The sequence below is a fragment of the Arsenicicoccus cauae genome (assembly GCF_009707125.1).
GTDB lineage: Bacteria > Actinomycetota > Actinomycetes > Actinomycetales > Dermatophilaceae > Arsenicicoccus > Arsenicicoccus cauae.
Window position 1 is genome coordinate 113,779 of record NZ_WLVL01000037.1, and the last position, 14,296, is coordinate 128,074.

Here is a 14,296-nt window from a genome sequence, read left to right on the forward strand (position 1 = left end):
GGTGCCGCCCGGCCGAGCGGCACCGTGGGAGAGTGAGCCCATGCCTCTCCCCCAGGTCCGCCCCGGGCGGCGGTATGCCGTCCGCGTAGCCACCGGCCACCCCGTCACCGGCCACCCCGTCACCGGGTCCGGGGCGCGGGACGTGGTGGGCGTCCTGGTCGCCGCGGACACGAGCACCTGGACGCTGCTGCCCGAGGACCGCGCCCCCGAGACGGTGGCGGTCGCCGACGTGCGGGCTGCGCGCGAGGTGCCGCCCCGCGTCGTGCGTCCGAGCTCGTCCGTCGACGACGTGCAGCGCCTCGCCGCGCGCGGCTGGCCGGGCCTCGAGCAGCACCGCCTGGGCGGGTGGCTGCTGCGGGCGGGCGCGGGCTACACGGGGCGCGCGAACTCCGCTCTGGTCGCAGGAGATCCCGGCCTGCCGGTCGAGGACGCCGTGGCGCGCGTGGAGGCCTTCTACGCCGAGCGCGGGACGCGAGCGCGCTTCCAGGTGGCCTATCCGATGACTGGTCCCGACGACCCCGCCGGCGCCGTGGACGCGCTCCTCGCCGCCCGCGGCTACGAGGTGGTGACGCCGACCTTCACCTACGTGGCAGACCTGCGATCCCTCGAGCCTGCGCCGCTGGACGGCCTGACCGCCTCCTGGTCCGAGCAGCCCGACGAGGAGTGGCTCGCCCCCGAGAGCCCCCTGCACGGCCGCCACCCCCGGGCGGTGGACGTGATCACCGCGTGCCCCGCTCGCTACCTCACGCTGCGCTCCCACGGGGACTTCGTGGCTCGGGCGCGCCTGGTGGTCACCGAGGACTGGTGCGGCATCACCGAGCTCGTGGTGGACGAGGGCGCGCGCGGGCGCGGGACCGGCCGCCGGGCGATGGGCGAGCTGACCCGGGCCGGACGCGCGGCGGGGGCGCGCTTCGGCTACCTGCAGGTGCTCCAGACCAACGCCGCGGCCACCGGCCTCTACGACGCGCTCGGCTGGCGGCGGCACCACCGCTACCACTACCGCGGGCAGCCCTCCTGATCACCTGACGGGGACCACGGCGCTCTTCGGCATACGGTGTGGGCATGGACGAGGACTGGACCCTGGCCACCCGCACCGTCGCGCTCGGCCGCCCGGCGCACGAGCCGGGCGCGCCGGTCAACCCCCCGCTGGAGCTGTCGAGCACCTTTGTCGCCGGCGGGGATCCGGTCTACGGCCGCGCGGGCAACCGCACGTGGGACGCCTTCGAGCAGACCCTGGGGGCGCTCGAGGGTGGGCGGTGCCTCGCCTTCGCCAGCGGTATGGCGGCCGTGGCCGCCGTCCTGTCCCTCGTCCCGCGCGGCGGGGTGGTGGTGGCGCCGGACGGGGCCTACAACACGACGCTCTCGCTGCTCGAGTCGTTCGAGTCCGACGGGACGCTGCGCGAGCTGCGGCGGGTGGACCCGGCGGACCTGGACGCGGTGGTGGGGGCCCTGCCCGGCGCGGACCTGGTGTGGCTGGAGTCGCCCACCAACCCGCTCCTGGAGGTGGCCGACCTGGCCGGGATCGCCGCGGCAGCGCACGACGCCGCCGCGATCGTCGTGTGCGACAACACCTTTGCCACTCCCGTCGGGCAGCGTCCGCTCGGTCTGGGCGTCGACGTGACCGTCCACTCGGTCACGAAGTACCTCGCGGGCCACTCCGACGTCCTCCTCGGGGCCGCCGTCACCGACCACCCCGAGCTGGCCGAGAGGCTGCGCACGCACCGGACCCTGCACGGGGCGATCCCCGGACCGCACGAGACCTGGCTGGCGCTGCGTGGCATGCGCACCCTGGCCCTGCGGGTCGAGCGAGCGTCGGCGAACGCCGCCGAGCTGGCCCGACGGCTGCGGGGGCACCCCGCGGTGAGCCGGGTGCGCTATCCGGGCGTCGGGGCGATCGTGTCGATCGAGGTGGCGGGGGGACCCGAGGCGGCGGACCGGGTGTGCGCGGCCACGCAACTGTGGACGCACGCCACGAGCCTCGGCGGCGTGGAGTCGCTGCTCGAGCGACGCCGGCGTCACCCCAACGAGCCGCTCGTCGTGCCGGCGGAGCTCGTGCGCCTGTCGGTCGGCATCGAGGACGTCGACGACCTGTGGCGCGACCTGGACCAGGCGCTGCGCGGGATCTAGCCCCGCCCGCGCGCCGCCCCGTCAGGCGCTAGCGGCGCTCCTCCTTGCGAGCGCGCGACATCAGCTGCGTGACGACCTCGCTCGGGTCGCGCCCGTCGTGGACGACTGCCGCGACCTGCTCGACGATGGGCATGTCCACCCCGACGCTGCCCGCGAGCGCCAGGATCGACTCGGCCGACTTCACGCCCTCGGCCACCTGACGGGTCTCGGCGACGACCTCGTCGACGGTCATCCCCTGACCGAGCTTGACGCCGAAGGAGTGGTTGCGCGACAGCGGTGACATGCACGTGGCGATGAGGTCGCCAACCCCCGCGAGCCCGGAGAAGGTCAGGGGCTTGGCGCCGAGCCGCACGCCGAGGCGCGTGGTCTCGGCGAGGCCGCGGGTGATGATCGAGGCCTTGGAGTTGTCGCCCATGCCGAGGCCCTCGGCCATGCCGACGGCGAGCGCGACGACGTTCTTGGTCGCACCGCCGAGCTCGCACCCGACGACGTCGGTCTCGGTGTAGGGACGGAAGTAGGGGGTCGCGCAGGCGTGCGCCACCGCCTCGGCCGTGTCCTTGGAGGCGGAGGCGACCACGCTGGCGGCGGGATCGCGACGCACGATCTCGCGCGCCAGGTTGGGGCCGGTCACGACGGACACGCGCTCCGGGTCGACGTCCCCAACCTCGCAGATCACCTCTGACATGCGCCGACCGGTGCCGAGCTCGATGCCCTTCATCAGGGAGACGTGCAGCGCGTCGCCGGGCAGGTGCGGGCGCCACCGCTCGAGGTTGGCGCGCAGGCTCTGCGACGGGACCGCCAGCACCACCACCTGCGCCCCGTCGAGGGCCTCGGCCACGTCCTGGGTCGCGGTGATGCGACGCGAGAGGGTCAGGCCGGGGAGGTACTGCCCGTTGGTGTGCTGCCGGCGGATCTCGTCGGTGACCTCGGCGCGGCGACCCCACATGGTGACGTCGTTGCCGGCGTCGGCCAGGATCATCGAGAAGGCCGTCCCCCAGCTGCCCGTGCCGAGCACCGCGACCCGGCGGGACGTCCCGGTGGTGCTCACTCGGACTCCCCGTGACGACGCATGTCGTAGCGCGTCTCGGGAGCCTGCTCGCCGCGCAGCTGCTCGAGCAGGCCCACGACGTCGCGCATGATGCGGTCGGTCGCCTCGCGGACGACCTCGCCGGTGACCGGCCGGCCCTGCAGGTCGGAGAGGTCCACCGGCGGCCCGGCGAGCACCCGCATCGTCTTGCGGGGGAAGGGGCGCAGCCGCCCGGAGTAGGGCGCGAGCAGCTCCTGGACGCCCCACTGGGCGACGGGGATCACCGCGCACCCGGTCTCGAGGGCGACCCGGGCGGCACCGGTCTTGCCCGTCATCGTCCACATCCGCGGGTCACGGGTGATGGTGCCCTCGGGATAGATCGGCACGGTCTTGCCCTGCTGGATGGCCCTGGTGGCCGCCCGGTAGGCCTCGACCGCCCGACCGGTGTTGCGGTAGACGGGGATCTGGCCGGCCAGGCCGATCAGCCGCCCGAGGACGGGCACCCGGAAGGCCGCGTCCTTGGCGAGGAAGAACGGCGGCCGGCCGTTGTCGTAGAGGAAGTGCGCCAGCATGATGAAGTCCAGGTGGGACACGTGGTTGCAGCAGACGACCACGCCACCGGGCCGGTCGAGGTGCTCGGCCCCACGCCAGTCGCGCCTGGTCAGCGGCACGACGCCGGACTTGGCGATCGCGACGCACACGCGATAGGCCCACGGCAGCCGAACCTTCGGCGATCGACCCACGTCAGTCCCTTCGACACGCGGGCTGGCCGGAGCTCCCGGCCAGGTGGCCCGCCGACACATCTTCGCGGAGCGTCCCGCGTGCTGTCGACCTCAGCGCACCGCGCGCCGCGCCTGCAAGACTGCAGGCGATGTCCGGTCACGTCTGCCCCGCACACCCCGTCTCCTGGCGGTTCGTCATCCCCGTCAAGGACACCCGACGGGGCAAGTCCCGCCTCCAGCCACCCGACGGGGTGCCCCGCAACCTGCTGGCCATGAGCCTCGCCCTTGACACCATCAACGCCGCCCGGCACTGCCTGGGTGGCCCCGCGGTCGTCGTCGTCACCTCCGACGACGCGGTCGCGTCGCACGCCAGGTCGTGGCAGGTCCCCGTCCTCGCCGACCCGGGCGCAGGGCTGGATGCGGCCCTGCGGGCCGGGGCGTCGTATGCCGAGGAGCGCGCCGCCGCCTCGGGGCTGCCCGCCCCGGCGGTCGCCGCCCTGCTGGGGGACCTGCCCGGCCTCCACCCGGACGACCTCGCGGCCGTGCTGCGGCTGGCGGAGGGCGTCGAGCGTGGCTACGTCCCCGATCACGAGGGCACGGGCACCGTGCTGCTGACGGCGCGTCCCGGTGTGGCGCTGGACCCGGCGTTCGGTGCGGGCTCGGCGGGCCGGCACGGCGCGGGGGCGGTGGACCTGACGACGCTCGGGCCGGTGCCGGACCGCCTACGCCTGGACGTCGACGACCGTGCGTCGCTGGCCCGCGTGGCGGCGATGGGGGTGGGTCGGCATACGGCCATGGTCCTCTCGCTGGGCACCCCCGCGCCGTCAGCCGCCGAGCAGCCCCAGGGTCACCGTTGACGAGGGCGACCGCGAGGACAGCGCACGCACCACCCGCGAGGGCGAGCCGGGGTCAGCAGCAAGGCGGTCGTGCCCAGCGAGAGACAGACCGTGCAGACGACCGAGAACCCCGCGAAGAGCAGCCAGGCGAGCCAGGTGCGGTGCCGGACGTGCGTCGCCACCGGCGACGACGAGAGGAGGGGACGCCACGGTCGTGGCGTCCCCTCCTGGAGTCCTCGGGCTAGGCGCCCGTCACTTCTTGGGCGCGGCCTTCTTGGCGGTGGACCGGGCCGCGGGGCGCGGGGTCGCCACCTTCGCGGCGGACGTCTTCTTGGCCGTCGTGCTCTTGGCGGTCGTGCTCTTGGCCGTCGTGCTCTTGGTCGTCGTCGCCTTGGCGGTGCGCTTGGCGGAGGCGGCCTTGGTCGTGCTCGTCGTCGCCTTCTTGGTGGCGGCCTTCCTGGCCGGCGCGGAGGTCGTGCTGGCACCGAGCGCCGAGGCCGAGTTGGCGCGAGCACCCGCGACACCGGACTTCGGCAGCTTCTTGGGGTCGGACACGACCTCCTTGAACTGCGTACCCGGGCGGAACTTCGGGACGTTGGTCTTCTTGATGCGCACGGACTCGCCGGTGCGCGGGTTGCGGCCGGTGCGGGCCGCCCGCGCGGCGCGCTCGAAGGTGCCGAAGCCGGTGATGCCGACCTTGCCGCCCTTGGCCACCTCACGGATGACGACGTCGACGAGGGCCTCGACCGCGTCGGACGCGGCCTTGCGGCTGCCGAGACGGTCCTCGAGGGCGTCGAGCAGATCTGCCTTGTTCACGATTCCTCCACGAATCCCGATGAACGCCCGGCGGTTACCGGTCGTCGCAGGTCAGCTCGCCGCAACAGGCCTGCACGGCAACGACGTTCGACCTGGCATCGACGGTAGGGGTAACCGGTCGCGGCGTCTACGGTTTGTCGAACTTGGCAGCCTTGCGCGGCAACGACATTGGGCATCGGACCCGGTCGCCGGTCAGCAGGCGCACCGGCCGGCCCGAGCCGGTCCGGGTCGGTCCGGGTCGTCCCGCGGCTGGGCCGCGCCCGGCAGCTCCCGCCGAAGGCCGTTGCTTCACACAGGAGTTCGTCCTTGCCACGCGACGCGACCGGGATCCAGGCAGGCCGCACGAGCGCGCCAGGACGAGCCGGACGGCACCGCAGCAGCGCCTCGTGAGGGGTCCCCAAGAGGCCGAGATCCGTTGTCCGCCATCGGGCGTGGCGTTACGCCGTCCGGGTGAGCAGCGTCCTCGACGAGCGCCGGGCCGGGTCCCCTAGACGGTCGTCCGAGGCTTGTAGGCCGGCCGGCGCGCCTCGTAGGCCTCGATCGCGTCCTCGTGCCGCAGCGTCAGGCCGATGTCGTCGAGCCCCTCCAGCAGGCGCCAGCGGGTGTAGTCGTCGACGTCGAACGGGGCAACCACGTCGCCGCAGGTGATCGTCTTGTCCTGCAGGTCGACGGTGATCTCGGTGCCGGGCTCGTTCTCCAGCGCCTTCCAGAGCAGGTCGACGTCCCCCTGGGACGCGACGGCCGTGAGCAGCCCCGCCTTGCCGGAGTTGCCACGAAAGATGTCGGCGAACCTGCTGGAGATCACCACGCGGAAGCCGTAGTTCATCAGCGCCCAGACCGCGTGCTCGCGCGACGAGCCGGTGCCGAAGTCGGGGCCGGCGACCAGGACCGAGCCCTCGGCATACGGCTCCTGGTTGAGGACGAAGCCGGGGTCGCCGCGCCAGGCCGCGAAGAGGCCGTCCTCGAAGCCCGACCGCGTGACCCGCTTGAGGTACTCCGCCGGGATGATCTGGTCGGTGTCGACGTTGCTGCGACGCAACGGGACTCCGACGCCGGTGTGCGTGGTGAAGGCATCCATGGCGGGCTCCTCAGCGGGCGGCCGGCTCACGGACCGGCTCCAGGTCGGCGGGGCTGGACAGGGTGCCGCGCACGGCGGTGGCGGCGGCCACGGCCGGCGACACGAGGTGCGTGCGACCGCCCTTGCCCTGGCGCCCCTCGAAGTTGCGGTTGGACGTGGAGGCGCTGCGCTCCCCCGGCGCGAGCTTGTCGGGGTTCATGGCGAGGCACATCGAGCAGCCCGGGAGGCGCCACTCGGCACCGGCCTCGGTGAACACCGCGTCGAGGCCCTCGGCCTCGGCCTGCAGCTGCACGCGGGCCGACCCGGGGACGACCAGCATCCGCACGGTCTCGGCGACCCGCCGGCCCTGCAGGATGCCCGCGACCTCGCGCAGGTCCTCGATCCGGCCGTTGGTGCAGGACCCGACGAAGACGGTGTCGACCGCGATCTCCTTGAGCGGCTGGCCGGCGCGCAGGCCCATGTAGTCCAGGGCCCGCTGCGCGGCGGCCTTGTCGTTGTCGTCCCCCAGCTGGTCCGGGTCGGGGACGGACGCCGACAGCGGCAGCCCCTGGCCGGGGTTGGTCCCCCAGGTCACGTAGGGGGTGAGGGTGCTCGCATCGATCGTGACCTCGCGGTCGAAGGTGGCGTCGTCGTCGGTGCGCAGCGCGGTCCAGGCCTCGACGGCGGCGTCCCAGTCGGCGCCCTGCGGGGCGTGCGGCTTGTCGCGCAGGAAGTCGAAGGTCACCTCGTCGGGGGCGATCATGCCTGCGCGGGCGCCCGCCTCGATCGACATGTTGCAGATGGTCATCCGCGCCTCCATGGACAGGCCGCGGATGGCGGAGCCGCGATACTCCAGCACGTAGCCCTGGCCGCCGCCGGTGCCGATCTCGGCGATGACCGCGAGGATCACGTCCTTGGCGGTGACGCCGTCCGGCAGCTCGCCCTCGAGGGTGATCGCCATCGTGCGGAACGGCTTGAGCGGCAACGTCTGGGTGGCCAGGACGTGCTCGACCTCGGAGGTGCCGATGCCGAAGGCCAGCGCCCCGAAGGCTCCGTGGGTCGAGGTGTGCGAGTCCCCGCACACCACCGTCATCCCGGGCTGCGTGAGGCCGAGCTGAGGGCCCACCACGTGGACGATCCCCTGCTCGGCGTCCCCCATGGGATAGAGGCGGATGCCGAACTCCTCGCAGTTGCGGCGTAGGGTGTTGACCTGGGTCAGGCTCACCGGGTCGGTGATGGGGCCCGGTGTGGTGGGGACGTTGTGGTCCTCGGTCGCGAGCGTCAGCTCCGGGCGGCGCACCTGGCGCCCCTCGAGCCGCAGCCCGTCGAAGGCCTGAGGACTGGTCACCTCGTGCAGGAGGTGCAGGTCGATGTAGAGCAGGTCGGGCTCGCCGTCAGCACGGCGGACGACGTGGGCGTCCCACACTTTCTCGGCAAGGGTGCCGCTCATGAGATTCCTCCGGCTGGTGCTGGCTGTGACGACGCTTTCGAGCGTGCGTCGACGGGCTGAGCGCCCGGCTGAGTGGCAGGCTTTCTCATATCGGCACCGCTCGGATTTGCGTCTCAGGCAGCGAGACGGCAGTATCATCCTATGGACAACTCTTCTGGGGTCGGTGTTCTCGACAAGGCCGCCGTCGTGCTGGGGGCGCTCGAGGCCGGACCGGCCACCCTGGCCCAGCTCGTCGCGGCCACCGGACTGGCCCGACCCACCGCCCACCGCCTGGCCGTCGCCCTCGAGCACCACCGCCTGGTGGCCCGCGACATGCAGGGACGCTTCGTGCTGGGGCCCCGCCTCGGGGAGCTGTCCAGCGCCGCCGGCGAGGACCGTCTCCTCGCGGCCGCCGGCCCCGTGCTGGGCGCGCTGCGCGACCACACCTCGGAGAGCGCCCAGCTCTTTCGCCGCCAGGGCGACCACCGCATCTGCGTCGCCGCGGCCGAGCGCCCGATGGGGCTGCGCGACTCCATCCCCGTCGGCGCCTCGCTGTCCATGCTCGCCGGGTCCGCCGCGCAGGTCCTGCTGGCGTGGGAGGAGCCGGACCGGCTGCACCGCGGCCTGCAGGGCGCGAAGTTCACCGCCACCACCTTGTCCGGCGTCCGTCGCCGCGGCTGGGCCCAGAGCGTCAGCGAGCGCGAGCTCGGCGTCGCGTCCGTCTCCGCCCCCGTCCGCGGCCCGTCCGGCCGCGTGGTCGCCGCCGTCTCCATCTCGGGAGCCATCGAGCGCATCTCGCGCCAGCCGGGACGGCTGCACGCCGCCACCGTCGTCGCCGGCGCCAACAAGCTGACCGAGATCCTGCGCCGCACCTCCTCCTCCTGACGCGGAGCGAGCCGCCCGGCGGGTCACCTCGACCGCTGGGCGATTCAGCCACCGCACCTCACGCCCTCCCGTCCTACGTTGGTCGCAGGCTTCCGCCGTCCATCCGACTCGACGAGGAGAGACGATGACCGCTGCGACCGAGACCTTCCGCGAGGCCCGGGACCTGCTCCTGGACCTGCGCACCGACTACGCCGCCGCCAAGGAGCGGTTCACCTGGCCGCAGATCGAGGAGTTCAACTGGGCCCTGGACTGGTTCGACCAGGTCGCGCTCGGCAACGAGGCGCCCTGCCTGTGGATCGTCGAGCAGGACGGGTCGGAGGCCAAGGTCTCGTTCGCCGAGATGTCCCGTCGCTCGTCGCAGGTGGCCTGCTGGCTGCGCGACCAGGGGGTGCGGCGTGGCGAGCGCGTGATCGTCATGCTCGGCAACCAGGTCGAGCTCTGGGAGTCGATGCTCGCGTGCATCAAGCTCGGCGCCGTCATCATCCCGACCACGACCCTCCTCGGCCCGGCCGACGTCCGCGACCGGATCGAGCGCGGCGGCGCGCAGCACGCGATCGTCCGCTCGCAGGACGCGGGCATCTTCGACGGCGTGACCGGCGACTACACCCGCATCGCCGTCGGTGAGCCGGTCGAGGGGTGGTCGTCGTATGCCGACTCCGCCGCCTCCCCCGACACCTACACGCCCGAGGTGTCCACTCGCGGGGACGAGTCGATGCTGCTCTACTTCACGTCGGGGACGACCTCCAAGCCCAAGCTGGTGGAGCACACGCAGGCGTCCTACCCCATCGGGCACCTCACGACGATGTACTGGGTCGGGCTGGAGCCCGGCGACATCCACCTCAACATCTCCTCGCCGGGGTGGGCCAAGCACGCCTGGTCCAACGTCTTCGCCCCCTGGAACGCCGAGGCGTGCGTGTTCATCTACAACTACACGCGGTTCGACCCAGCGGCCCTCATGCACCACATGGACCGGTGCGGCGTGACCAGCTTCTGCGCCCCGCCGACCGTGTGGCGCATGCTGATCCAGTCCGACCTGAGGTCGCTGCGCACACCCCCGACCAAGGTGGTCGGGGCCGGCGAGCCGCTCAACCCCGAGGTCATCGAGCAGGTCGAGAAGGGCTGGGGCGCAACGGTTCGCGACGGCTTCGGCCAGACCGAGACGACGCTCGCCGTGTCCAACTCCCCCGGCCAGCCGGTCAAGCCCGGCGCCATGGGACGGCCCTCCCCCGGCTACGTCGTGCGGCTCGTCGACCCCGCGACCGGCGAGGTCGGCGTGCAGGAGGGCGAGATCTGCCTCGACCTGGCTCACCGCCCCCTCGGCCTGATGGTCGGCTACAACGGCGACCCGGACAAGAACGCCGAGGTCATGCGGGACGGCTTCTACCACACCGGCGACGTGGCGAGCATCGACGAGGACGGCTACCTGACCTACGTCGGGCGCGCGGACGACGTCTTCAAGGCCTCGGACTACCGCATCTCGCCGTTCGAGCTCGAGTCCGTCCTGCTGGAGCACGACCTCGTGGCCGAGGCGGCCGTGGTCCCCTCCCCCGACCCGGTGCGTCTCGCCGTACCCAAGGCGGTCGTGGTGCTCGTGCCGGGCGTCGAGGCGAACGCCGACACCGCCCGCGAGATCTTCCGCCACTCCCGGGCACACCTGGCGCCCTACAAGCGGATCCGGCGCCTGTCCTTCTCGGAGCTGCCCAAGACGATCTCGGGCAAGATCCGCCGGGTGGAGCTGCGTCAGGCCGAGGACGCCGGCTACGCCACGGCGGACGCCCGTCCGAGCGGGGACTTCCACGAGGACGACTTCCCCGAGCTGCGCGGCTGAGCGTGGACCCGGACCGTATGACGAACGCGCACCGCGTCCGACGGGTCGCCGTGGTCGGCGCCGGACCCGCTGGGCTCTTCGCCGCCCAGGCGCTGGCCGGTCAGGACGAGCTGCCGGTCCACGTGGACCTGCTCGACCGGATGCCGACGCCCTTCGGCCTGCTGCGCTACGGCGTCGCCCCGGACCACGAGAGCATCCGCTCGGTGGCGACGGCGCTCGCCCGCACCCTCGACCTGGAGGCCGTCACCTTCTGGGGGCTCGTGGAGGTGGGTCGGGACGTGTCCCGGGCCGAGCTGCTCGAGGCCTACGACGCGGTGATCTACGCGGTCGGGGCGAGCGAGGACGTGCGCCTCGGCATACCCGGGGAGGACCTGAGCGGCAGCCGCTCCGCGCGCGAGTTCGTCGCCTGGTATGGCGGGCACCCCGACGCGCGACCTCAACCGCTCGACGGTGTGCGGGCGGTCGCGACGGTCGGTGTCGGCAACGTCGCCGTCGACCTGGCCCGGATCCTGCTCAAGCAGGCCCAGGCCCTGCGGGTGACGGACATGGCCGAGCCCGTGCTGGAGGAGCTCGCCCGCAGCGAGGTCCGTGACGTGTGGATCGTCGGGCGGCGGGGTCCGCAGCACGCGAGCTACACCACCAAGGAGCTGCGCGAGCTGGTGGCCACCCCCGGGATCGACGTCACCGTCTCGTCCGGGGCCTTCGACGGGCTGGACGAGGACGCCCTCGACCGCCGCACGCGCGCCAACGTCGAGCTGCTGCGCGGCCTGCCCATCGAGGGCGACGGCGCCCCCGCATCGGACGGGGGCCGGCGACGGCTGCACTTCGCGTTCTACGCCCGGCCGGTGGAGATGACCGAGCGTGACGGGCGGGTGGACGGTCTGACGGTCGAACGCACCCGGCTGCTTCCCGACGGATCGGTCGAGGGGACGGGCTCGCTCGAGACGCTCGACGTGCAGCTCGTGCTGCGCGCGGTGGGTTATCGCGGGAGCCCGCTGCCCGACGTGCCGTTCGACGGGACGCGGGCGATCATCCCCAACGTCGAGGGCCGCGTCGTCGACGAGGCGGGCGCGAGGCAGCCGCGGGAGTACTGCACGGGCTGGGTCAAGCGCGGACCGATCGGCGTCATCGGCACCAACAAGTCCGACGCCGCCCAGACCGTGGCGCACGTGCTCGCCGACCTGCAGGCAGCCGAGGACGCTCCACGGGACCTGCAGGGTGGGTGGGTCGAGGAGCCTGGCTCCGTCGCGGACCCTCGGACCGGCGAGGGTCATCGACCCGTCGCGTCTCGAGACGGTGTCGGCCCCGTCCTGCGCGCCCGCGGCCACCACCCGAGCACCCTGGCCGACTGGCGCGCCATCGACGCGGCCGAGATCGAGCTCGGCCGCGGCGAGGGTCGCGAGCGGGTCAAGGTGTCGACCTGGGACGAGCTCCTCCGCCTCGTCACGGATCACTGACAGACGGCCGCCCCCTCGCAAGATCGTGAGTGTCCTTCCAGGATTCTTGGACCGAGCACTCACGATCCTGGGTGGGGGCGTTGGTGGTCAGTCCCGGATCGGGCGGCGCCGGAAGTACGCCGCGAGCATGGCGCCGGAGAGGTTGTGCCAGATCGAGAACACGGCGCCCGGCAGGGCGGCCGTCGGCGAGAAGTACTGCGACGCAAGGCCGGCGGCCAGACCGGAGTTCTGCATCCCGACCTCGATGGCGACGGTGCGCCGGGCCCGCTCACGCTGTCCGGTGAGGGCGGCAAGGCCGTAGCCCAGCAGGTAGCCGAGACCGTTGTGCAGGACGACGGCGAGCAGGACGATCCCGCCGGCAGCGACGACCTTGGACGCCGAGCCCGAGACGACGGCGGCCACGACCAGCGAGATGGCGACGACGGACACCCAGGGCAGGGCGGGAAGCACCCGCTCGACGGCCCGGCCGAGGAAGGTGCGCACCAGCAGGCCCAGCACGACGGGGACGAGCACGATCCACAGGATGCTGGAGGCCATGCTGCGCGCGTCGACGGGGAGGTAGGTCCCCGCGAGCCACAACGTCAGCAGCGGGGTGAGGATCGGGGCCAGCAGGGTCGACACCGAGGTCATCGCCACCGACAGCGCGGTGTCCGCCTTGGCGAGATAGCTCACCACGTTGGAGGCGGTGCCGCCGGGCGCGCAGCCCACGAGGATGACACCGGCGGCCAGCTCCGGGGACAGCCCGAGCGTCTTGGCCAGCGCCCAGCCGAGCAGGGGCATCACGAGGTACTGGGCGACGACACCGATGAGGACGGGAAGCGGCCGGCGGGCCACGAGCGCGAAGTCCTGCCCGCGCAGGCTGAGCCCCATCCCGAACATGATGATCCCCAGCAACGTGTTGACGTGTGGCAGAAGGGGTTTGGCCGACGACGGGGCCAGATAGCCGAACGCTGCGGCCGCCAGGATCAGGATCGGGAAGAGGGTGACGGCCATCCGGGCCGAGCGGTCCTCGGCTGCGGTGGACGGGTCGCTCTGCTGGGTGGACGCGGGGCTGGACATGGGGACCTCCTAGGACGGACCACACACTGTGACCCGCCGTTCCACGTTCCGGGACGCTCGTCTCGTCATCCGATCGCTCGAAAAGCGACGCCCTCACCAAGAGATCGTGTGTGTCTGGTCCAAGAATGTTGACCGAGCACTCACGATCTCGGGAGAGGTGGTTGGTGGCCACGGGGGTCAGAGGAGGTGCATCTCCTGGGCCTGCTCCCCCAGCTGCGCGCGGAAGGCCGGGTCGGCGAGCGCCATGAGCGCCTCGGCCCGCTCGGCGTCGGTCTTGCCCCGCAGGTGAGCCACGCCGTGATCGGTCACGACGTGGCTCCGGACGGACCGCGTCGTGGGGGCTGGCGAGCCTGCGCCGATAGGCGTCCTCGAAGGTCGTGCATCATCCAATCGCCGGGGCGCCGGCGCCGCAATCGTGCGGCACCGGCGCCCGGTGTGATCTGCCGGACAGCGCATCCCGGCTCGCAGGGGGTCAGACGACGGCGTCGCCCGCCAGCTTCGCGTGCCGCAGGCCGAGCAGGCCGAGCAGCAGCAGGAGCGCGCCGCCGACGTACGCGACGATCGAGGCGATCTTGGCGATGAGCCCGATGGTGCCGAAGGCGTAGGCGGTGAGCAGCATGCTGCGCAGCGCGTTGCCCATGAACAGGCTCTGCCGCAGCTCGCCGAGCTGGGCGACCTCGGTCTTGTCCGCGGCGGGGTCCTTGGACTTCTTCATGAACTCGCCCGAGACCTCCTCGTAGGTGCGGCCCTGGGAGGACTTGTTCATGTGGACGAGGATGTAGTGGTCGGCGAAGGCCTTGGCCTGGTCGCCGGTGGTCATCTCCTGCCCGGCGTACTTCTCGAGGTAAGGCTTGATCTGCGGATCCTCGAGGGCCTTGCCGGACGGCATCGTGATCTTCTGCGCGGCGAGCTGGTCGTGGACCTGACCCTGCGCGAAGGTCGAGGCCCAGGTGAGCAGCCCGCCCGCGACCAGCAGGACGAGGGCGAGCAGCAGGCCGGTGGCGGACAGAAGGGTGTCGAGGGTCTTGCGACGCATGATGCTTCCTAGCTGGG

General features: G+C 72.6%; 14 protein-coding genes. 6 read left to right on the forward strand and 8 right to left on the reverse strand.

The features are described 5' to 3' along the window. Positions 1-40: 40 nt before the first annotated feature. Positions 41-1,018: a GNAT family N-acetyltransferase gene (locus GGG17_RS09235; RefSeq protein WP_154593428.1), complete on the forward strand. Its 978-nt coding sequence runs from the start codon at positions 41-43 to the stop codon at positions 1,016-1,018. Between the two features lie 44 nt (positions 1,019-1,062). Next, on the forward strand, positions 1,063-2,127 hold the full coding sequence (locus tag GGG17_RS09240; RefSeq protein ID WP_154593429.1) for a trans-sulfuration enzyme family protein: 1,065 nt from the start codon (positions 1,063-1,065) through the stop codon (positions 2,125-2,127). Between the two features lie 28 nt (positions 2,128-2,155). Here GGG17_RS09240 and GGG17_RS09245 read toward each other — a convergent pair whose 3' ends face one another. Next, the gene (locus GGG17_RS09245) at positions 2,156-3,175 is read right to left on the reverse strand and encodes an NAD(P)H-dependent glycerol-3-phosphate dehydrogenase (protein WP_311966558.1); all 1,020 of its coding nucleotides are present in this window, start codon (positions 3,173-3,175) and stop codon (positions 2,156-2,158) included. After that, positions 3,172-3,897: a lysophospholipid acyltransferase family protein gene (locus GGG17_RS09250; RefSeq protein ID WP_311966559.1), complete on the reverse strand. Its 726-nt coding sequence runs from the start codon at positions 3,895-3,897 to the stop codon at positions 3,172-3,174. The genes GGG17_RS09245 and GGG17_RS09250 overlap by 4 nt, the downstream gene beginning before the upstream one ends. Positions 3,898-4,025: 128 nt before the next feature. Here GGG17_RS09250 and cofC point away from each other — a divergent pair, with 128 nt between their 5' ends. Further along, a complete protein-coding gene (gene cofC / locus GGG17_RS09255) occupies positions 4,026-4,733 on the forward strand; it encodes a 2-phospho-L-lactate guanylyltransferase (protein ID WP_154593431.1) in 708 nt (235 codons plus the stop codon). Positions 4,734-4,964: 231 nt separating this feature from the next. Here cofC and GGG17_RS09260 read toward each other — a convergent pair whose 3' ends face one another. The 3 genes from GGG17_RS09260 to leuC all read right to left on the reverse strand — a co-directional run bounded on the left by GGG17_RS09260 (position 4,965) and on the right by leuC (position 8,035). Further along, positions 4,965-5,528, reverse strand: a complete 564-nt coding sequence (locus tag GGG17_RS09260) for an HU family DNA-binding protein (RefSeq protein ID WP_311966560.1) — start codon at positions 5,526-5,528, stop codon at positions 4,965-4,967. A 487-nt stretch (positions 5,529-6,015) separates the two neighbouring features. Further along, positions 6,016-6,606 carry a 3-isopropylmalate dehydratase small subunit gene (gene leuD / locus GGG17_RS09265; RefSeq protein WP_154593432.1) on the reverse strand — a complete coding sequence of 197 codons (591 nt, stop codon included), beginning with the start codon at positions 6,604-6,606 and terminating at the stop codon, positions 6,016-6,018. Positions 6,607-6,616: 10 nt separating this feature from the next. Further along, on the reverse strand, positions 6,617-8,035 hold the full coding sequence (gene leuC, locus GGG17_RS09270; RefSeq protein ID WP_154593433.1) for a 3-isopropylmalate dehydratase large subunit: 1,419 nt from the start codon (positions 8,033-8,035) through the stop codon (positions 6,617-6,619). Positions 8,036-8,176: 141 nt separating this feature from the next. On the opposite strand from leuC, the gene GGG17_RS09275 reads away from it, so the two are divergent. From GGG17_RS09275 to GGG17_RS09285, 3 genes are all read left to right on the forward strand, one after another. Continuing rightward, positions 8,177-8,899 carry an IclR family transcriptional regulator gene (locus GGG17_RS09275; RefSeq protein ID WP_154593434.1) on the forward strand — a complete coding sequence of 241 codons (723 nt, stop codon included), beginning with the start codon at positions 8,177-8,179 and terminating at the stop codon, positions 8,897-8,899. 124 nt (positions 8,900-9,023) lie between these two features. After that, positions 9,024-10,727 (forward strand): AMP-binding protein, encoded by a 1,704-nt coding sequence (locus GGG17_RS09280; RefSeq protein WP_154593435.1) that lies wholly within the window; start codon positions 9,024-9,026, stop codon positions 10,725-10,727. A 17-nt stretch (positions 10,728-10,744) separates the two neighbouring features. Continuing rightward, positions 10,745-12,184, forward strand: a complete 1,440-nt coding sequence (locus tag GGG17_RS09285) for an FAD-dependent oxidoreductase (RefSeq protein WP_154593436.1) — start codon at positions 10,745-10,747, stop codon at positions 12,182-12,184. Positions 12,185-12,271: 87 nt separating this feature from the next. On the opposite strand, the gene GGG17_RS09290 is transcribed toward GGG17_RS09285, so the two are convergent. The 3 genes from GGG17_RS09290 to GGG17_RS09300 all read right to left on the reverse strand — a co-directional run bounded on the left by GGG17_RS09290 (position 12,272) and on the right by GGG17_RS09300 (position 14,279). Continuing rightward, positions 12,272-13,243, reverse strand: a complete 972-nt coding sequence (locus GGG17_RS09290; protein WP_154593437.1) for a bile acid:sodium symporter family protein — start codon at positions 13,241-13,243, stop codon at positions 12,272-12,274. Positions 13,244-13,420: 177 nt separating this feature from the next. Continuing rightward, positions 13,421-13,699 (reverse strand): acetyl-CoA hydrolase/transferase C-terminal domain-containing protein, encoded by a 279-nt coding sequence (locus GGG17_RS09295; RefSeq protein WP_154593438.1) that lies wholly within the window; start codon positions 13,697-13,699, stop codon positions 13,421-13,423. A 16-nt stretch (positions 13,700-13,715) separates the two neighbouring features. Then, positions 13,716-14,279 carry a hypothetical protein gene (locus tag GGG17_RS09300; protein WP_154593439.1) on the reverse strand — a complete coding sequence of 188 codons (564 nt, stop codon included), beginning with the start codon at positions 14,277-14,279 and terminating at the stop codon, positions 13,716-13,718. Between the last annotated feature and the right edge of the window lie 17 nt (positions 14,280-14,296).